At 55.1% G+C, this 19,522-nt stretch carries 14 protein-coding genes; 10 read left to right on the top strand and 4 right to left on the bottom strand.

The window, feature by feature from the left end:
* Nucleotides 1-54 precede the first annotated feature (54 nt).
* Nucleotides 55-2,271 carry an OsmC domain/YcaO domain-containing protein gene (locus JOD78_RS25160; RefSeq protein ID WP_121045711.1) on the bottom strand — a complete coding sequence of 739 codons (2,217 nt, stop codon included), beginning with the start codon at nt 2,269-2,271 and terminating at the stop codon, nt 55-57.
* Between the two features lie 481 nt (nt 2,272-2,752).
* Here JOD78_RS25160 and JOD78_RS25155 point away from each other — a divergent pair, with 481 nt between their 5' ends.
* The 3 genes from JOD78_RS25155 to JOD78_RS28125 all read left to right on the top strand — a co-directional run bounded on the left by JOD78_RS25155 (nt 2,753) and on the right by JOD78_RS28125 (nt 6,926).
* Complete coding sequence (locus JOD78_RS25155; protein WP_209569283.1) at nt 2,753-3,325, top strand: hypothetical protein; 573 nt, start codon at nt 2,753-2,755, stop codon at nt 3,323-3,325.
* 297 nt (nt 3,326-3,622) lie between these two features.
* Nucleotides 3,623-4,708, top strand: a complete 1,086-nt coding sequence (locus JOD78_RS25150) for an AAA family ATPase (RefSeq protein WP_209570851.1) — start codon at nt 3,623-3,625, stop codon at nt 4,706-4,708.
* Nucleotides 4,709-4,712: 4 nt separating this feature from the next.
* The gene (locus JOD78_RS28125; protein ID WP_209569285.1) at nt 4,713-6,926 is read left to right on the top strand and encodes a S8 family peptidase; all 2,214 of its coding nucleotides are present in this window, start codon (nt 4,713-4,715) and stop codon (nt 6,924-6,926) included.
* Between the two features lie 671 nt (nt 6,927-7,597).
* Here JOD78_RS28125 and JOD78_RS25140 read toward each other — a convergent pair.
* Both JOD78_RS25140 and JOD78_RS25135 read right to left on the bottom strand, forming a co-directional pair.
* Nucleotides 7,598-8,839, bottom strand: coding sequence for an MFS transporter (locus tag JOD78_RS25140; RefSeq protein WP_209569287.1), 1,242 nt, complete (start codon nt 8,837-8,839; stop codon nt 7,598-7,600).
* A gap of 108 nt (nt 8,840-8,947) precedes the next feature.
* Nucleotides 8,948-9,961, bottom strand: a complete 1,014-nt coding sequence (locus tag JOD78_RS25135) for an aldo/keto reductase (protein ID WP_209569289.1) — start codon at nt 9,959-9,961, stop codon at nt 8,948-8,950.
* A gap of 110 nt (nt 9,962-10,071) precedes the next feature.
* Here JOD78_RS25135 and JOD78_RS25130 point away from each other — a divergent pair, with 110 nt between their 5' ends.
* From JOD78_RS25130 to JOD78_RS25120, 3 genes are all read left to right on the top strand, one after another.
* Entirely contained in the window at nt 10,072-10,968 is an 897-nt protein-coding gene (locus JOD78_RS25130; RefSeq protein WP_209569291.1) for a LysR family transcriptional regulator, read from the top strand.
* Between the two features lie 366 nt (nt 10,969-11,334).
* Nucleotides 11,335-12,300 carry a dienelactone hydrolase gene (locus tag JOD78_RS25125; RefSeq protein WP_209569293.1) on the top strand — a complete coding sequence of 322 codons (966 nt, stop codon included), beginning with the start codon at nt 11,335-11,337 and terminating at the stop codon, nt 12,298-12,300.
* 65 nt (nt 12,301-12,365) lie between these two features.
* Nucleotides 12,366-12,716 carry a hypothetical protein gene (locus JOD78_RS25120; protein ID WP_209569295.1) on the top strand — a complete coding sequence of 117 codons (351 nt, stop codon included), beginning with the start codon at nt 12,366-12,368 and terminating at the stop codon, nt 12,714-12,716.
* Nucleotides 12,717-12,934: 218 nt separating this feature from the next.
* Here JOD78_RS25120 and JOD78_RS25115 read toward each other — a convergent pair whose 3' ends face one another.
* Nucleotides 12,935-13,465: a hypothetical protein gene (locus tag JOD78_RS25115; RefSeq protein ID WP_209569297.1), complete on the bottom strand. Its 531-nt coding sequence runs from the start codon at nt 13,463-13,465 to the stop codon at nt 12,935-12,937.
* A gap of 321 nt (nt 13,466-13,786) precedes the next feature.
* On the opposite strand from JOD78_RS25115, the gene JOD78_RS25110 reads away from it, so the two are divergent.
* The 4 genes from JOD78_RS25110 (at nt 13,787) to JOD78_RS25095 (ending at nt 19,517) form a co-directional block, all read left to right on the top strand.
* On the top strand, nt 13,787-14,743 hold the full coding sequence (locus JOD78_RS25110) for a glycosyltransferase family 2 protein (RefSeq protein ID WP_209569299.1): 957 nt from the start codon (nt 13,787-13,789) through the stop codon (nt 14,741-14,743).
* Between the two features lie 11 nt (nt 14,744-14,754).
* Nucleotides 14,755-15,138: a GtrA family protein gene (locus tag JOD78_RS25105; protein ID WP_209569300.1), complete on the top strand. Its 384-nt coding sequence runs from the start codon at nt 14,755-14,757 to the stop codon at nt 15,136-15,138.
* Complete coding sequence (locus JOD78_RS25100) at nt 15,135-17,030, top strand: hypothetical protein (protein WP_209569303.1); 1,896 nt, start codon at nt 15,135-15,137, stop codon at nt 17,028-17,030. The genes JOD78_RS25105 and JOD78_RS25100 overlap by 4 nt, the downstream gene beginning before the upstream one ends.
* 732 nt (nt 17,031-17,762) lie before the next feature.
* Nucleotides 17,763-19,517 (top strand): ShlB/FhaC/HecB family hemolysin secretion/activation protein, encoded by a 1,755-nt coding sequence (locus JOD78_RS25095; protein ID WP_245202286.1) that lies wholly within the window; start codon nt 17,763-17,765, stop codon nt 19,515-19,517.
* Nucleotides 19,518-19,522: the final 5 nt, after the last annotated feature.

The following is a 19,522-nucleotide window of genomic DNA, read 5'->3' as shown; positions in this document are numbered from 1 at the left end:
CGGCCTGATCGCAGATCAGGCCGAGTGGTCATTTCCGCAGCAAGGACAACTGCATCAAGCTGCTGAAGCAGAATCCGCCTGCGCAAACAGGGCACGCGCCTTGTGCAGCTTGCGATAGCTATCCAGCAAGCGCTGATGGCGATCCAGCCCTTCGAGCTTCATGCTGGTCGGCGTCAAGCCAAAGAAGCGGACGCTGCCGTTCACCGATCCGATGGCCGCATCCATGCGCACGTCGCCGAACATGCGGCGGAAGTTGGTCTCATAGTCGGATAGCTCCAGCTCATCATCCAGCTCCACTTCCAGCACGACATTCAACGCCTGGTAGAAAAGGCCACGTTCCACCGAGTTGTCGTTGTATTGCAGGAAGGCACCGACCAGGTCGTGCGCTTCTTCAAACTGCTGCAGGGCCAGATTGATCAGCAGCTTCAGTTCAAGGACGGTCAGTTGGCCCCACTCGGTGTTCTCATCGAAGTCAATTCCGATCAGGGTGGCGATGTCCGAGTAATCATCCAGCTCGTTGTTTTCCAGACGATCGAGCAAGGCAGCCAGGGCCTTGTCATCCAGACGATGCAGGTTCAGGACATCCTCGCGGAACAGCAGCGCCTTGTTGGTGTTGTCCCAGATCAGATCCTCGACCGGATACACCTCGGAATAGCCCGGCACCAGGATGCGGCAAGCGGTCGCTCCCAGTTGGTCGTAGACAGCGACATAGGCCTCCTTGCCCATCTCCTCCAGAATACCGAACAGCGTAGCGGCCTCCTCTGCGTTGGAATCTTCGCCCTGGCCGGAAAAATCCCATTCCACGAATGCGTAATCCGCCTTGGCACTGAAGAAGCGCCAGGACACGATGCCGGACGAATCGATGAAGTGCTCCACGAAGTTGTTGGGTTCCGTGACGGCATTGCTCTCGAAGGTCGGCTGCGGCAGATCGTTGAGCCCTTCGAAGCTGCGTCCCTGCAGCAGTTCCGTCAGGCTGCGCTCCAGCGCTACCTCAAAGCTCGGGTGTGCGCCGAAGGAAGCAAACACGCCGCCTGTGCGCGGGTTCATCAAGGTCACGCACATCACCGGATAGACGCCACCTAGCGAGGCATCCTTGACCAGTACCGGGAAACCCTGTTCTTCCAGTCCCTTGATACCGGCCACGATACCGGGATACTTTGCCAGGACCTCCTGGGGAACATCGGGCAGGCAAATCTCGCCTTCCAGGATTTCACGCTTGACCGCGCGCTCGAAAATCTCCGACAGACACTGCACCTGCGCTTCAGGCAAGGTATTGCCGGCACTCATGCCATTGCTGACGAAGAGATTCTCGACCAGGTTGGAGGGGAAATACACCACCTGGCCATCCGACTGGCGCACGTAAGGCAGCGAGCAGATGCCGCGCTGTGCGTTGCCGGAATTGGTATCGACCAGATGCGAAGCGCGCAGCTCGCCATCGGGGTTGTAGATCTCCAGGCAATACGTGTCCAGGATCTCCTTCGGCAATTTGTCCCCGCGGCCGGGCTTGAACCAGCGCTCGTTGGGGTAATGCACGAACTCCGCATTGGCGAGCTCCTCGCCCCAGTAGGAACCCGCATAGAAGTGGTTGTTGCTGATGCGCTCGATGTACTCGCCCAGCGCCGAAGCCAGCGCACTTTCCTTGGTGGCGCCCTTGCCGTTGGTGAAGCACATCGGCGAGTGCGCGTCGCGAATGTGCAGCGACCACACATTGGGAATGATGTTGCGCCACGAAGCGATCTCGATCTTGATACCCAGGTCCGCCAGCAAGCCGGACATGTTGGCGATGGTCTGTTCCAGCGGCAGGTCCTTGCCCAGGATGTGCGTGCTCGTGCCAGCCTCGGGCTTGAGCGTCAGCAGCGATTGTGCGTCGGCGTCCAGGCTCTCCACTTCTTCGATGATGAATTCCGGTCCCTGCTGCACCACCTTCTTGACGGTACAGCGCTCGATGGAACGCAGGATGCCGCGGCGGTCTGCTTCCTCGATGTCGGGTGGCAGTTCGACCTGGATCTTGAAAGTCTGCTGGTAGCGGTTTTCCGGGTCGACGATGTTGTTCTGCGACAGGCGGATATTCTCGGTGGAGATGTTGCGCGTATTGCAGTACAGCTTCACGAAATACGCTGCGCACAGGGCCGATGACGCCAGGAAGTAATCAAAGGGACCCGGCGCCGAACCGTCTCCCTTGTAGCGGATGGGCTGGTCGGCGATGACGGTAAAGTCGTCGAACTTGGCTTCAAGACGCAGCTTGTCGAGGAAGTTGACTTTGATTTCCATGGCGAGATTCCGAGAATGAACCGAAGAGATGGCGGTAAGGCGTGCGAGCGACAGCGGCCCACAATTTTGTCGCGACGACGGCGACGGCCGTGGAGCGAGTCCGGCAGTCGTCGCGCAAAAGAGCTTCGATGATAGCCTAGTGCGGTTGCACCAGCGTTGCCGGCCCATGTTGAGCACGCAGCGCGCTGCTGGATCACGATGGGCCTGCAAGATTGCGAACCAAAAGAAAACGGCTCACATCGCTGTGAGCCGCTTCGGTATTTGGTGCTGGCTGCAGGACTTGAACCCGCCACCCCCTGATTACAAGTCCGGCGCGAAATTCAATTATATCAAATACTTAGTTCATTTTTTGCTTCGCAATTGGCAAATTTATCGCCTCGCAAGCCCTTATTGGGCCAGGTTCGTTTGATAATTGCGAAGCGGAATTCGTCATCGCAGATGCGAATGCTATGCTTGCAAATCAAAACAAATAGGGGGCCAAGTGAAGGCAAAGGACTTTGCAAAAGAGCTACGAGAGCTTATCGAGGGAATTAAGGCCAAGGGCAACGAAACGATTGTATGTGACGCATTGATAACCTATCTTGCCAACTACGAAAACACTGCCGCATCCGATCCCACACCCTTGGAGGTGGAGCAATTCAAGTTGCAAATGCAGAGCCAAATGGAGCAGATAAAACGGGCTCACGAAGGGCAACTAGAAATGTTCCGCTCAGTAATTTCCTCAGGGCAAGCCGCGATCAAAACCGGCTTCTTGCTTAATGGTGGTGCATCTATAGCCATGTTGGCATTCATAGGGCATCTCAGCGAGAACTCCGCCCCGTTGGTGCCACAGTTCTCCCAAGTTCTCATTCCATTTGCCCTAGGCGTCCTATTGAGCGCTGTGTTGTCCGGCGTAACCTACTTGTCTCAGTGGCTTTATGCGTCAACGCGACCAGGAGTCAAGCGCGCAGGATTCGCCGCCAACATTGGCTGCATTTTTCTCGGCCTTTTGAGTTATGGGATGTTCTCGTGGGGCCTCTGCCGTGCCTATGACGCTTTCCGTTCTTTTAGCTGACTATCAGATCAAGCGAAGATCACCACGCAACAAATTGACGTCCACTACCAAGACAAACGCCCGCTTCACGCGGGCGTTTGTCTTAGCAGCCCCTTCCGAAAAATCCATAACGGCAAATTTACGAGAATCAAGAGTTCAGTCACCGCAAGAAATCTCACCAATTGCGAAACACTAGACTTCTTGGGCCACCATCGCGCCGGCGATCCGAAAACGCCTAGCAATAATGGAAAAAATAAAATAGAATCAACATTAAATAATTTACCGCCAATCGCAACTCATTGATTTAAAGAGAATTACGTGGAAAATTTTCCAAAAAAAGAGCTACTCAACATTATTAAGACCGGAATGACAGGGTCTCGCAGTGCCTTCGCACTCGCCGTGGGCCGTTTTGCTTCCAAGTTGAAACAAACTGATTTGGAGCTCGCTCAAGAGATGTCAAAATTTCTGTCGACTGAGCATGTTATGCGCGGCGCCACCGAGTTTGCGCCTATACCTGTTGACGCAGACTCGCGGATGGAGTTGGTCGAAACTATTTTCCCCGTTTCGCTGGAGAAGCGACCCATTCTAGATCTGCCTACGCAAACGACCCTCGATGGGGTGTTGAGAGAATGGGATAGCCTGGAAGAACTGCTAAAAGAAGGCCTTGCCCCAGCGCGCACGCTCCTTTTTTGCGGGCAGCCTGGCGTGGGGAAAACGTTAGCGGCACATTGGATGGCACAGGAACTCAAACTTCCTCTACTAACGCTCAATCTTGCGACAGTCATGAGCAGTTTCTTGGGAAAAACAGGGAACAACCTGCGTGCGGTCTTTGATCATGCAATGACAAGACCGTGTGTCCTACTACTTGACGAGTTTGATGCTATCGCCAAACGAAGAGACGACGAAACTGATGTTGGCGAGCTGAAGCGACTTGTTAACGTTCTATTGCAGGCTTTAGATGACTGGCCAGCCAATGCTCTATTAATAGCTGCTACCAATCACGGAGAACTCTTAGATCCCGCGGTATGGAGGCGATTCGATCACGTTCTCAAGTTCGAACCTCCCGGCCGCCAATTGATTCAGGAGTACCTTGCCGAGTTTGTCGAATCAGAGCAGGTACGAGTTAGCCTGGCATCTCTCTTACATGGCGAATCGTTTAGCTCCGTCGGGCAAATTGTAATGTCGGCTCGGAAAACAGCTTTACTTGAGAGAACCGAACTTGTTCCGAATTTGGTTCGCAATGCAATCAAATTGCGTTTATCGAAAGGTGGGATGGCTAAGCCGCTCGATGGCGAAATGCTGCTTATGTTTTTCGAAGGTCATTCTCGCAGAGATATCGCTACTCACTTCGGGAAAACACATCCAACTGTAAGCAGCGTAATAAAACGTTATTTGGGAGAGTGAAGTGGTGGCAACAAATATTATTCTTGGCTACGGAGAAACCTTAACATCCCCTTATGAACTTAAGCGTTCATCGGGCCCCAAAAAGTATCCCTATCAGATTGGAGAACAGCGACAACTCCTTGGCCAGCAACTGGAAGAACTCCGGGCTGTGCGATCGTCTTTGCCACAGGAAGTAAAGACCAGAGGTGAGTCTGTCGCCAAGTTTGTTTTGCATCCTGCATTTCTCGCTAAGACCCACCATCCAAATGCGCTTCTTTCTGCTAGTGGACTACGGTGCATTGGTAGTCGCTCGACATATGTCACGCCTCGAAGACTTACTAGAACAGGCTCATCCAATGGGGAGGCAATTTTCACGGCGGTTCTATATGTCGCTGGCATAGAAAAATCGTTCTCTCGCCTTGAGACGATGCTGATGTCACCGCAAACGGCGGCGACACATCAAAAAGCCTTTTGTCGTTTCGAGTCGATCCTTCCCTTTACTGAGCAGGACAAAAATCTAGTTTCGGTCAAAAGCGAGAGGCCGATTATGTTGGAAGCGGTACTGCATGCTTCTGCCGACGACAAAGATATTCTTGAGTCCTTCTCTAGCTATGTAAATTCCCTGGGGGGAACAACTCAGGTTAGCCGCGCTTTATGTGTTGCCGGACTAACGTTTGTTCCTGTAACACTTCCACCGAGTCAAGCTTCGACTTTGGGACTATTTCAGCTTCTTCGGGCCGTCCGGGTAATGCCGTCGCTTAGAATTGGTGGTCGAGGAATGCGGGCCTCGAATGTCGCGGTGAGCCAGCTTCCAACAGTACCGGCGTTGGACCAGAAGCTGCGCGTGGGAATATTCGATGGCGGATTGGGACATTCCGATCTAAGTACGTGGGCAACCGAAACAATCCTCCCTGGGACCGAAACAACTTCATCGGCATATTTGAGCCATGGCAACGGAGTGACCAGCGCATTCCTTTTCGGGCACTTGGATGAGACTACCGGGGAGTTTCCACAACCTTATGCGAATGTTCATCATTACCGATGCATTAGCCCCGAGCTTCAGTTACAAGACGGGGTTCCAGACGTTGATCTCTACGCGGTTCTCAGTCAGATCGATGGAGTTCTTTCCGCGCAAAAGCTGGACTTTGTGAATTTCAGTGTTGGCCCTTATATGCCAATAGAAGACGACGAAGTTCATCCTTGGACCGCCTTGATCGACAAACATTTGGCGACCGGAGAAACATTTGCGACCATTGCAGTAGGCAACGATGGTGATAAACCTTGGCCAGAGTGCCGGGTACAGCCCCCCTCGGATATGGTCAATGCAATCGCCGTTGGAGCCTGCGACACCAACGGAACAGATTGGCAGAGAGCCACGTACAGTTCTCACGGCCCCGGCCGCAGTCCGGGGATGGTCAAGCCCGATGGGGTTTCGTTTGGAGGCTCAGATGACGAACCGTTCGTCGTCTACAACCCGCTGGCGAACCAATACACTTACACATCAGGGACCAGCTTCAGCGCACCTGCCACGCTTCGAATCGGAGTCGGTGTGAAAGCATCCTTGAATTCACCGTTGACAATGCTAGCGGTAAAGGCGCTAATGGCTCAACACGCGCGACGGCCCGAAGGTATGCTAATGAGCCATGTCGGCTACGGGTGTTTCCCCCAAACTGTTGAGGATGTGTTGACGTGCGAAGATAACGAAGTTCGTGTCATATACCAGGGGACGTTAACCGCGGGGCAAAACCTCCGTGCTTTCATTCCGTTCCCCTCGCTCCCTTTAAATGGGCGAGTTACGTTACGCGCCACCTTATGTTTTGCAAGTCAAACAGACCCTGAACACGCCGTAAATTACACGCGTGCCGGCTTAACCGTATATTTCCGTCCAAAGAGAGCTTCCAAGAAGACGATGACCTTTTTCTCCGCATCGAAAATGTACACGTCGGAGTTACAGGCGCGGACCGATGAGCAGAAGTGGGAAACGACCCTCAAACAAGAGCACAGATTCAATGCTGAAACGTTGGACGATCCACTTTTCGACATAACTTACGGTGCAAGGGAGTCCGGCCAGAGCACAGACAACAGCTCTCTTCCTCCACTACCCTATGCCATGGTGGTTACCCTAATTGCCGAGGATACGCCTGGGGTGTATAACAATATTCGTCAGCGCTATCAAACGTTGCAGCCCGTTGATATTCGCCAGGAAGTCCAAATCAGAACCGGAAGCGGAAAAACGTAATTCACCGTTCCGAACTATAAAAAGCCCGTGTTTTCGAACATGGGCTTTTTTCTGCCCATGAGAGCGTTAAAAAACGCTGCCAGTACGGTGGATTACCCTGCCTGCTAAAAGAGCCTTCTGGGTGCGTCAAAACGCGTCAGATTGGATGTCTACAGAACACGCCTGCGCCACAGGCTGGACCAGCTTCGACGGCTGATGCAAATTTGAGTCAAAACCGACCTATGTAGCGGGCAGGCGCGGGGTGGGGGCAACCGCGCGCGCGGTACCTGAACGAATCAGACAATTATATTTTTGATAATATTTCGTACTTCCACTACCCTCACAGAGGGGCCTACGACCTCGTAGGAGGCGCTAGAGGAGCTGCCCCAGCCTTAGGAAAACAATAATTTCCTCGCTCCCTGTCACAGCGAGGGCAACAGGCCACCACATGCGCGATATGCACCGGTTTTCGTTCGTGAATATCAAGCGAGGCACTTAGCTAACGCGCTGTATTAAGCCCGGTGGTAAAGTCTGCGTCACTCTATCCAGCTGTGAACCTTCTGGCGATCCTGACTGTGCTCATCGCGCAGTGGAGATATCTCTTGCGACATGAGGCGTTGCTCCCCGCAGGCATCGGCATGCCCTTTGCACCCGCGTTGACCATGGCCCGCAGGTGGTAAGGGCGGAGGTGCTCAGGATTGGCAGACAGGCTGTACAGTGTGCACTGCCCGTGGCTTGCGCTGCACCAACAGGAACAGCAGCAGTCCTGCCAACGTGAGCACAAATCCAGCCCAGACTGCTGACAGCAAACCGTAGCCTTGCGCAATGGCCTGTCCACCCGACCATGCGCCGATGGCATTGGCGACATTGAGCGCCGCCAGATTCATGGCGCCCATCAGCGTGGGCGCATCGGGCGCCGCTTCGTTGAGACGTACCTGGATGGTGGGGATGGCAACCATCATGGTGGCACCCACGGCAAACAGACCGGCCATCAAGATCCAAGGGACCGCGGCCGCCACTGCCAGCCAGGCCAGCGCCAGCAACGCACTGCCAAATCCGGCTACCAGACCCATCGAACCATGGCGATCGGCCAGGCGTCCACCGAGGGCGTTGCCGGTGGTCATCCCCAGGCCGAACAAGGCCAGGGCGGGCGGTATCCAGTGCTCGCTCAACCCGGCAGTCTGAGTCACCAGCGGGCCGATGAAGGTATAGACGGCGAAGATGCTGGCCACCCCCAGTGCAGCTACGGCGATCAGCGCCCATACGCGGCCACGTTTGAGGGCCAGCAGTTCTTGCCGGACAGGCCCTCCGTTCAGGGCGCTGCTGCGCGGCATCCAATGCCACAGGCTCAACAGGGAGACCACCCCCAGCAGCGAGACCACCAGATACGCATTGCGCCAACCCAGCGTCTGGCCCAGCAGCGTAGCCAGGGGCGAACCGACAATGGTTGCTACCGTCAGGCCGGACATGACCAGCGCAAATGCGCGTCCTCCCTGGCCGGGTCCTACGATGTAACTTGCCACAACCGCACCGGCCCCGAAATAGGCGCCTTGCGGAATCCCGCTCAGAAAGCGCGCCAGCGTAAAGCTGCCGAATCCGGCCGCCATGGCCGAGAGCAGGTTGCCTGCCACAAACAGCGTCATCAGGGCCAGCAGCAGGTGCCGCCGGTTGAGTTTGGCCGCCAGCAAGGTTGCGGCTGGCCCACCCAGGACCACACCCAATGCATAGGCTTCAACGGCATGCGTCGCTGTGGGGATATCCAGACCGAGTTCGCCCGCAAACAATTGTAGCAGTCCCATGCTGGCGAATTCGGAGGTGCCGATACTGAAGGTACCCAATGCCAGGGCCAGCAGGGCCAGGCGGGGATGGCGCGTGCGCTCGGCATCAGGCAGGCCGTGGACGGCCGAGGGAGCGCGATGGGTTGGTTTGTGCATGGAATTTCTCCTCGATGATTGACATTGCAAGGACAAGTGCTCCCTCACCGGTAGCATTGCCCGGTGCCGGTCAGGCCGAGGAGGGAGGTCGATATGCGGTGTGGCCGATCAACTGCCTGCTGGCAGCGGTGCCTGCGGATGGATCAGGCCGGCTGTGCGCAGATCGCGCCAGAAATCGGCAGGGATGATTTCGGCCAGGGCCGCGCGATCCTCGGCAAGGCGTTCCGGACGGCTTGCCCCTGGAATCACCGCTGCCACCGCAGGATGGGCCAGCGAGAACTGCAGGCCGGCGGCTTTCATGCTTACACCGTACCGTTCCGCGAGCGTCTTGATGGCCTGTACGCGGGCCTGGATGGCGGGCGTGATGGGTGCATATTCAAAATTCGGACCGCCGACCAGGGCCCCCGAGCTATAGGGGCCACCGACCACGATACTCAGGCCTCGCTCGCTCACCCGCGGCATGACACGCTGCAGGGCGCGCTCATGATCGAGCAGGGTGTAGCGGCCGGCCAGCAGGAAACCATCCGGGCGCGGCTCCTGCAGGTCCAACAGCAGCTCGATCGGTTCCACCCTGTTCACACCCAGGCCCCAGGCACCAATCACGCCCTCATCGCGCAGCCGGTCCAGGGTCTTGAAGGCGCCATTGCGGGCGGTCTCGAAGACGCTCAGCCATTGGTCGCCATAAAAGTCCTGGGCGACGTCGTGTACCCAGACGATATCGAGCCGGTCTGTCTTGAGCCGTCGCAGGCTGTCGTCAATGGAGCGCAGGGTGGCATCTTCCGAGTAATCGTTGACGATGCGGTTCGCACGGCCGTGACGGAAGACATCACCTTTCTCGCCAAGGTCGCGTGCGCTCACGTCTTCCAGTTCATCCATGACCAGCCGGCCGACTTTGCTGGCCAGTACATAGCTGGAACGGTCCTTGCCGGCAAGTGCCTCGCCCAGCCGCGCCTCGGCCAGGCCTGCACCATAGAAAGGTGCGGTGTCAAAGAAGCGGATGCCGTCGTTCCAGGCGGCCTCGACGGTGGCGCGTGCTTCCTGCTCGGGAATGGCACGAAACATGTTGCCCAGCGGGGCGGTCCCGAAGCCCAGTGTGCCGGGGAGAAGGTTCTTCAAGCTCATGGTGTACTCCTGTTCAGTTGTGGTTGCGATGAACGACATCTTCGGCATTGAGGAGAGATTCGGCAAATTTATTATTGATAAATCAGATTTATTGTGCAGAATATATCTTCATGAAATATGACCTGAATCTGCTCCCCGTTTTTGTCGCCCTGATGGAAGAACGCAGTGTCACCCGCGCCGCATTGCGCCTGGGCATGACGCAGGCTGCCGTGTCCAATGCGCTGGCACGGCTGCGTGGCACGCTGCAGGATCCGCTCTTCATCCGCGAGCGCTACAGCATGCGTCCGACCCCCAAGGCTGAGGCGCTGGCTCCGGTATTGGCCTCGGCACTGGCGTCGATGGATGCGGTGGTCCTGGGCCAGCAGGCGTTTGATCCGGCCCGTGCAGATCACCAGGTGACGATCGCACCCAACAGTTACGTGGAGTTCGTGCTGGTACCCAGGCTGGTAGCCCGCCTGAGCCAGCTGGCGCCGGGAATAAGGCTGCGCACCTTGAACTTTGGTACCGAGCTGGCCGAGACAGGGGTCAGTGCGGGCGATACTGCCATGGTGCTGGGGAGAATCGACGAGGCGCCCGACAATTTGGTGGTCCAGCACATCGCCGACGACGGGCTGGCATGCGTGGTCCGGGCCGACCATCCCGTCATCGGCAATCGCATCGGCAAGAACCAGTACGAGCGGCTCAAGCATGTGAACGTTCTGCCGTCGGGACGCCTGCGCACGGGCGTGTTCCAGGCCCTGCAGAGGCAGGGGCTCAAGCGGGAAGTGGTGGCGTCGGTCACGCACTTTGCATCGATTCCGGAAATCATTGCCGCCACCGATTACTGCGCCACCTTGCCCCGGCTGATCTGCCAGCGCCTGGTGCAGGATCGCCGGCTCAAGGTGCTTTCCACGCCTGTGGATCTGGGCAGTTTCCCGCTGCATATGGCATGGCATGTGCGCTACCGGGATGATCCCGCGCACGGGTGGTTGCGCAAGCTGGTGGCCGAGACTGCCGCAGCGCTGTAAGGCCCGCGATGGACATACCGAGGAAGGACCTCGAAATAAGTGAAAAACGCAGTACGATATCGGTCAGTGCATCGGAATTTTTAGCTATTCGTCAGCTGATTGTGAAGGGTAGATAACGGACAAATCGTGCGCACCGCCCACGTAACCCTTTCGCATGATTTGCTAGAACTGCGTGGAAGGTTCCCACATCCGGCTATCCTCATGGTTTCTTGGGGGCAAGATGACCACAATCGGCCAGAAGCGGCCGGGACTAGAAGATGATGATCCTCGCGGTCAATACGGACCATGGGCGATCATGACCTCGTGCGACAATCGAGACCGTATCCATTCTCTCGGTGCCAAGTAGGCGCTTCGAAAGCAAAGATAATGAAACTCTACTTATTCATCCTGGCGCTCATTTTTAACGCACCGACATTTGCCGATTCAGTGGCGCTGAATGCTGGCGTAGCGCGTATCACCTTCACTGCTCAATCTCGCTCTTCAGACATGTTGGTCTGGTATCCGACCGAAACTGCGGAAGTTTCTTGGCAGGCGGGTCCGTTCTTGATTCCGGCGAGCCGTAACGCCGAAGTGGCCGAAGGAAGATTTCCCGTAATCTTGCTTTCCCACGGCGGCGGGCCCACCGGAGGAACGCCGTTGATCTTGCTCGAATTATCTGCGGCGTTGGCCAGACACGGCTTCATTGTGATTGCGCCGTTTCACGGAAAAGCGCCGTTAGCGATGAGAACCAAACAGGTAGTGGCGGCTTGGCAAGCTGTTCAGGAAAATGTGCGCTTCCAGCCGCATCTTGATGCTGACCGCTTGGGGATGATAGGTTTTTCCCTAGGTGGCGCGGTCGCTCTGGAGCTGGCCGGGGCGATACCGGACATCCCTCACTATCTGGCCTATTGTGCTGCCAATCCTAGCGATGTGATGTCTTGCGATCATGCGCCGGCGGACAGCGAGGCCCCACAAAGGCAAGCGCAAATGGAGCTCCCTTCCTCATTGCCTCGAATCTCGTCTGTCAAGGCGCTGGTTTTGCTTGACCCATTTGCCGCTCTGTTCAGCCGGTCCGGGCTCGCCAGCGTGAATCAGCCGACTTTATTATTACGACCTGTTCAGAGTCAGCTACCCGCCGAGGCCAACTCCGCTAACCTGATGAAAGACTTACCCAGGTCGCCTGAGCTTGTTTCCATACCGGGGGGACACTTTGTCTTTACTGACGTCTGCACTCCGGCCCTTCTCTCTGCGGCCGGAGATATCTGTACGGATCCTGCGGGGATAGCAGACCGTGCTGCTATCCACCGTTCTGCAGAACGCAAAATTGAGGCGTTTTTTGAGCAGAACTTATAGGTCTGCAATCGGCCAGAAGCTGGCATTCAGCAGTATTGGGGTATTGGCTTTAAAGAGGAAATAGATTGAATATGGATCTTGAAACATGGTTACTTGACGCTGGCGACGTTGTTATTCGAAAAAAAGCACAATGGGGCGAAAGTGCCATCTCTGAATCTGAAAATGCCATTCACTGGATGTGGTTAATCGACTATTCAGTCCGAAATGCGGGTTGCTTTGGGCCGTTGGAGGACATGGGTGCCAAAACGGCTCTGCCAGATCTGGCTCGTTTTGCACAAGATGCAGAGCTTCCGGCGTTGCTTTTGTGGCTGCAGCATTCGGATAACGAAGAGGCTTTCTGCGGCACCTACTACCAGCGCTTTGATAAGGCATGCGAAGAACTCAAGAACTATTGTGACGGACTGCCGCTCAACTAGGCCGCTAACGGCCAGAAGCTGCCTTTCGGATAAAGAACTCACCAAGAAATTCCACTTTGTATTTTCTGCGCGACTTGCCCGTGAATGTCAGCCTCGGAGCAGTCGCAGCACTCCAGGCGTGGAACAATAAGTCGTAATGGCAGTAATCGGCCGATGCCATTTCCGACTTCAGATTTCACCTGATACGGCGTTTAGCTTGGGTTCTATAATCAGCGTTCCTATCTGCATTCGCCTTTCGACAAGCGGCGCACATCTTCAACTTTTGTACGCACTATCTTGGCATCAGTTTCAGTCAGCCTATCGATAGCGATACTGCACATTAGGCTATTCGCGACATAAGTCATTTCATACTGTTCGTCTTTTTTGGGAGTGAACGCGACTTCGATAGAACATTGAGCAGTGTCCAGTCCCTTGGCACCCTGATACAAGGTAAAGATTTGCATTTCTTTGCCAGCTTCAATTACCCGCTCTACAACGTCCTTGTTTCCATCGCTCGGCTGCGAGCCGTACATGGATACTCTACTTAAATCAGACTTAAGAAACCTGCTGAAGGCTGCAATCACTTTGGCTGAAGCGACCTGGCAACTCGTACTAGCGTACAAGAGAGCAGTGCCGTCGCTCTGATTGATCACTCTGATCTTGGCCGTGTCTCCGGTCGTCGGCGATATGTATGGATTTCTCACTGCACAGCCGGAGGTAATTGTCACCGCAATCAATACCATGCAAAAGGACAACAGATTTTTTTTCATTTAGTCACCTGGCTTAAAAGTTCCCCCTGGAAATTTATTATATTTCGTTTTATCAATACCTTAGCCATAGTGAGAAGTAAAAATAGGACGGTGACATAGGTAATTTTGCCCCACTGGAGTTCGCCTCCGTCCACGCGTCCCCATAATGTCCACTATCGGCCAGAAGCGGACTTCAATTCCGTGCTCTGACGGTGTTAGATAAATGATGGTGATATGCGGTGGACGATTCATCAACTCAAATCGCCAAAGTGCAAATGGTATTCTCCGCTATACTTTCGCACATTTCGACCATAGCCCAAGTGGCATCCCCTTTCCCTCACCATGTCTGATCCGCGCTATACGCATGTCGCTGTAATCATTCCGTGCTACGACGAAGAAGCCACGATTGAAGCTGTCATTAAAGATTTCTCACGTGCTTTGCCTGGAGCGCGGATTTACGTTTTTGACAATAACTCCCGTGACAGAACCATCGAAGTTGCCCGAGCGGCAGGCGCGATCGTTCGTGAGGTACCCTATCAGGGCAAGGGCAGCGTTATCCGCCGGATGTTTGCCGATGTCGAGGCTGATATCTATGTCATGGTGGACGGCGACGATACCTACGATGCCGCGCAGGCACCGGAGCTGGTTAAATTGCTGGCCGATAATTGCCTGGACATGGTCGTGGGGATGCGCCAGACGCAAGAACATGCCGCGTATCGTGCGGGCCACCGTTTTGGTAATGTTCTGTTGACCCAATGCGTGGGCGTCATTTTCGGCCAGACTTTCAAGGATATGCTATCCGGCTATCGGGTCTTTTCCCGCCGCTATGTGAAGTCCTTTCCGGCGCATTCGATGGGTTTCGAGATCGAGACCGAACTTACCGTGCATGCGCTGGAGCTACGTATGCCAGTCCTGGAAGTTCCCACTAACTACAAGGCGCGGCCAGAGGGCTCGGTCAGCAAGCTCAATACCTACCGGGACGGCATTCGCATTCTGTACATGATCTTGTCGCTGTTCAAGACAGAGAAGCCCCTGCCGGCTTTTTCCATCGCCTTCTTTGTCTGCATCGCCTTGTCCATCGGCTTGGCGACTCCGATCTTCGAGACTTATTTCACCACTGGCCTGGTCCCGCGTCTTCCCACCGCCCTGTTATGCGCGGCACTGGTCTTGTTCGGTGCCATCATGCTTGTGTGTGGCATCGTGCTCGATACCGTCACCCACGGCCGGACCGAGGCCAAGCGCTTTGCTTACCTGTCCATTCCAGGGCCCCGGGAAGAAGGAACCGACGCAAGGTGCTAAGCCGCCAGTTCATGCGTTTTGCGATGGCGGGGGCACTCGGATTCGTCGTTGACGCGGGTGTGCTCTATCTGGCCACTTCGCTCGGCGCAGGGCTCTACCTGGGGCGAGCGATGTCATTTTTCTCTGCCGTATTCGTGACTTGGCAGATCAACCGCAAAATCACGTTCAACTATGGCGATCAGGTGCCGCGCTCGCTGTGGCAGGAATGGTGGCGCTATTGCTGGGCCATGATGCTCGGCGGTGCGATCAATTTTTCCGCCTATGCCGCAACGATGCACTTCGCTCCAGTGCGTAGCTGGACACCATTGCTTGGTGTCGCGGTTGGCACTGGAATGGCGATGCTGTGGAATTTCTTCTTTTCCAAATTCTGGGTTTTCAGATCTGAACAAAAATGATGATGCGTCCGTCCGAAGGTAAGCGCCGTACTCGTTCCAGCTTGCGGGATTTTGCAAAGCGGATTGCCAGCATTGATCTCAATACTCCTCAAGCGTGCATCCGTGCGGCATGGCTGATGCCTCTTCTGTTCGGTGTCTGGTCCATGACGCGCGGCACTGACGCAAGCTGGGATCTGTACAACTATCACCTTTACAACGTACATGCTCTGCTCAACGGCAAACTGAGTATCGACTTTGCTCCTGGCGGGTTTCAGAACTTCTTCAATCCAGTTCTCGATATTCCGTATTACTTTGGCGTGCTGCATCTGCCTGGCTGGCTGCTGTCATTCCTCATGGGGGCCCTGCATGGTTTGAATTTTGTGCTGGTTTTCGGTATTTGCCGCAAGGTTTTGCCGGATCTGCCAGATAAAGATATCCATCGTGTTCCGCTGCTTTTGGCCGTGGCGGGCTGCTTGACGGTCAATTTCCTGTCGGAGTTGGGCAACTCGATGGGGGACAATATGACCGCGTTGTTTTGCCTGGCCTCGTTGTCGCTCATCGTTCATCAGCAGGATCGCATCTCTACGGCCAGCAGGTCATCGTATGCAATCTTGATGGCGGCGGGTGTCCTGGTGGGTGCCGCCATGGGGCTGAAACTCACCAATGGCATCTATGCGGTCGCCTTCTGTGCTGGCCTGCTGAGTCTGCCGGGGAGCGCGTTCAGACGACTGGCAGTTGCTTTCGTGTTCGGCATCGGCGTGTTATGCGGCTTGGCGCTGACGTCCGGATACTGGTTCTACGTGATGTGGCACACGTTCGGTAATCCCCTGTTTCCTCAATTCGGCAGCCTCTTCCCCAATTCCTTGGCGACCTCCATGAGTGTCGCGGACGTCAAGTGGATACCCCAAGGCTTTTGGCGTCAAATTCTGTGGCCCTTCATCATTTCATGGGATTCCCGCAATACAGGCCAGGTGGCAGTGCGCCAGATCATCTGGGCCCTTGTCTATGGACTGTTCATACTGTTGGCCTTCAAGTGGCTCTGGCGTGGCCGGTCGTTGCCCTCTCTCAACTGGCCCGCCAGATATCTGCTGTGGGTTGTAGTGCTGGGATTCGCTTTATGGACCAAGCTGTTCGGGATCTACCGCTATCTGGTGCCAATAGAACTTATCGCACCTCTGGTGGTGTTCTTGCTGCTGCGACAGCTACTGCCTTATCTCCGCGCGCGTACCGCTGCCATTTGGTTGCTCGGATGCGCGGTGATGGTTGTGCTTCTTGGGGGCATCAAGACCTGGGGCTATGAGCCATGGGGGGAGCAGGGAGTACATATCGAGGTTCCCCCCATTGCCGATCCGGCGCGTACTACGGTGGTGATCACCGAAGGAGACCCGCCATGGTCATGGTTGGCACTCGGCTTTCCCAAGGAGGTCTCATTCACGCAGATTGTAGGAAATTTCCCGAGAGGCCCAGCCTTTCCCAAGCTTGTTTCGGAGATGACGCGTTATCCGGAGCGACAGACGTTTGCCGTTTTCCAAGGGATCACTGATGAATTGAAGGAACGGTCTGATCGCGTCAATCATATCGCGGCACAAATCGGACTGGTCAACAGCGTATCTGGATGTGCTCTCCTGAATTGGGTGGCTCAAAACACTCGTTTGCGCGCTAGCGTTATAGCGGCAACACCGAGCGAGGCGGGACTTCTTTGTCGAGTGGTACTAACGGGGGAAGAAATCAATATCGATGCTGCCAATAAGCTGGAGCAGGAGAAAGCCAAGCTGGCTCTGCAGCCTTACGGACTGACGCTGCAGGCAGAGTCGTGCGTGACTTACTCGGCGGGTCTGGGAGGCGGAAAGCGTCTATATCAGTACTGTCCGGTATTGCCGCTCAATGTCGCTTCCCGGCCCTCTGGACAATGAGGCACTGCTGGTGCTTGGGCATTAATTGTCTAAGCATTGTCTTGGAGATCGAAAACCCCTCCGCGATAAGCCGTAGCGACTTGATCCAGGGAACGCCACAAAGCGGCGTGCATTTCTGCTAGCCGCTTTTGTTCTTGTGCTGAAGGGCGAAGCGCGTGTCTAAGCGCTCAAAACTGTAAAGCAAAAAAGCGCCTGAAACAGGTGTGCCTAGTCTTAGGAGGACGGAATAGGGAACCGTGTGACTGGGTGACCACCTCCAATGAGCAACGGAGAGCAGGGCAAATGGAGACGCGTCGTAATCAAAACTGAGGCGTATATCGATGAGGCATGGAAGGGGCAACAGTGCGCGCCGAGATAAAGCCTGTGCGTAAATGTATAGTTGACAACGGTTGTTGACGTACCGTACCACCGGCGGTTGGCCTCCGAGTTCTTGGGAGCGCCTGCATGTGTTCTACGTGAGTGAGAGGAGCTATCGGTCTCCTGATCTCCGCACCTTATGCCGATCCCTTGCACTGCTGCTCAATAGAGGTTTACCAGCAGAAGCGAACCCCATTACAAATCATTGTAGAGCTGACAAAATTCAGTAGATTTAGTTATTTTGTTCGCAAGCTTTTGTTGCGTAACAGCAAATCAATCTCATCAATTCTCAAGTTCTTGTTAGGCGAGAAGATTCCTGGCAGTAAAATTCCGTAAAGAAATAATCAAAAATAACGGGGTTTTCCAGGGTGTATTTTGCTTTTCAACGACAAAAAATATAAGTTCGCCATTTTTTTTGCTGGCTTTTTGCTGTGGGCTATTTCATCTATTGGTGCAAGCCAGACAGTCCAAAACGGGGACAGTGAAGAGCAACGTCGCCGTAGCCGAGCCGAAGCCAATGAGCGAGAACGCCAATTAAACGCCCCAAAAGTCGATCTACAGGGAGGCGTTGATGCGCCCGATTCCTTGGCGCTGCCCATTGAATCGCCATGTTTCACGGTTAATAGCTTCGCATTGCGTTTGCCCGAGCAATTGCCGCCGGTGATGCAAATGGCTGGTGCCAGCGCATTGCCACAGGATCCTTTTCACTTCGCGCAGCAATATCTGGAGCAATACGCAGGCACCTGTATTGGTAAGGATGGCCTCAATCTGATTGTCAAACGTCTTTCCAATCTGATCATCAACCGCGGCTACAGCACGACGCGCCTTGGTATTCCTGAACAGGATTTGAATGGCGGCGTATTGACGTTGATATTGGTCCCCGGTGTCATTCACGCGATTCGATTTTCAGATCCTAGTCTTTACGGGACGTGGCGCAGTGCCTTCCCCACCAGCCCTGGGCAATTGCTCAATCTACGTGACCTTGAACAGGGACTGGAGCAGATGAAGCGGGTGTCGAGCCAGGATGTGGACATGCAGATAGTCCCCGCCGGTCTGCCGGGTCAAAGCGATGTGGTCATCCACGTCAAGCGCAGCAGGCCGTGGAGGTTGACAGGAACCTTCGATGATAGTGGTGCTAAAGGTACCGGCAAGATGCAGGCTGGCTTGAATCTGGCGTTCGACAACCCGTTGGGTATAAACGATCTGTTTAATATCGGAATCAACACCGATGCCGACCGCAAGGCGGGCAAGCGCGGTACCACCGGCAGCAATGTGTATTATGCGGTGCCCTATGGATATTGGACTTTTGCCATCTCGGGGAGCTCCTACCACTATCACCAGGAAGTGGCCCAGGCGAGCCAGACTTTTGTCTTCAGCGGGAAGTCGCAGAACTTGGAGCTTAAGCTTACCCACCTGTTTCAGCGCGATCAAACGCAAAAGAATAGCTGGCAATTCCGGCTTGGAAAGCGCTGGAATCATGCCTACATCTCGGACACCGAAATCGCAGTCCAGGAGCGTAATACAACCTTTGCGGAGCTTGCCTGGCTCCATACCCACTACCTCGGAAGTGCCCAGCTCGATCTGACCGTAGCGCAGAAATGGGGTGTCAACTGGTTCAACGGACAAACGTATTCTCGCAATCTATTCGGACAAGAAGACCCGAGCAGCAACAACCTGCACTTTAGCCTGCAGACGTTGGACGCGACCCTGAGCGTTCCTTTTCAAGTTGCCAGTCAATCGCTGAATTATCTTTCCACGATTCACGGTCAGGCCTCCCGCTCGGCACTTTACCTGGCCGATCAATTGAGCATCGGTAATCGCTACACCGTGCGTGGTTTTGATGGAGAGCTGACGCTGGCGGCCGAACGCGGTTTTTATTGGCGTAATGAATTGAGTCTCCCAGTGGGCGATAGCGGCCAGTCGGTATATGCCGGCCTAGACTACGGGCACGTCTATGGCCCGAGCGTTGCCAATCTTCTGGGAAACAAACTGGTCGGCGCCACGCTTGGAGTGCGCGGCGGGCTGTTCGGCCTCACCTATGACGTGTTTTCCAGTTGGGCTCTCTACAAGCCACGAGGATTCGATACGGCGACGCCGGCCGTTGGTTTCAGCCTGACTTACCAGTACTGATCATG

The sequence above is a fragment of the Herbaspirillum sp. 1130 genome (genome assembly GCF_017833835.1).
GTDB classification, from domain to species: Bacteria; Pseudomonadota; Gammaproteobacteria; order Burkholderiales; family Burkholderiaceae_D; genus Herbaspirillum; species Herbaspirillum huttiense.
The sequence above is the reverse complement of the archived record's forward strand: the minus strand, read 5'-3'. Positions and strand labels throughout refer to the sequence as shown.

Excerpts from the sequence above, each read along its gene's own strand:
- JOD78_RS25160 (WP_121045711.1), bottom strand. The coding sequence starts at position 2,271 with ATGGAAATCAAAGTCAACTTCCTCGACAAGCTGCGTCTTGAAGCCAAG.
- JOD78_RS25140 (WP_209569287.1), bottom strand. The coding sequence starts at position 8,839 with ATGCACAAACCAACCCATCGCGCTCCCTCGGCCGTCCACGGCCTGCCT.
- JOD78_RS25135 (WP_209569289.1), bottom strand. The coding sequence starts at position 9,961 with ATGAGCTTGAAGAACCTTCTCCCCGGCACACTGGGCTTCGGGACCGCC.
- JOD78_RS25130 (WP_209569291.1), top strand. The coding sequence starts at position 10,072 with ATGAAATATGACCTGAATCTGCTCCCCGTTTTTGTCGCCCTGATGGAA.
- JOD78_RS25125 (WP_209569293.1), top strand. The coding sequence starts at position 11,335 with ATGAAACTCTACTTATTCATCCTGGCGCTCATTTTTAACGCACCGACA.
- JOD78_RS25115 (WP_209569297.1), bottom strand. The coding sequence starts at position 13,465 with ATGAAAAAAAATCTGTTGTCCTTTTGCATGGTATTGATTGCGGTGACA.
- JOD78_RS25110 (WP_209569299.1), top strand. The coding sequence starts at position 13,787 with ATGTCTGATCCGCGCTATACGCATGTCGCTGTAATCATTCCGTGCTAC.
- JOD78_RS25105 (WP_209569300.1), top strand. The coding sequence starts at position 14,755 with ATGCGTTTTGCGATGGCGGGGGCACTCGGATTCGTCGTTGACGCGGGT.
- JOD78_RS25100 (WP_209569303.1), top strand. The coding sequence starts at position 15,135 with ATGATGATGCGTCCGTCCGAAGGTAAGCGCCGTACTCGTTCCAGCTTG.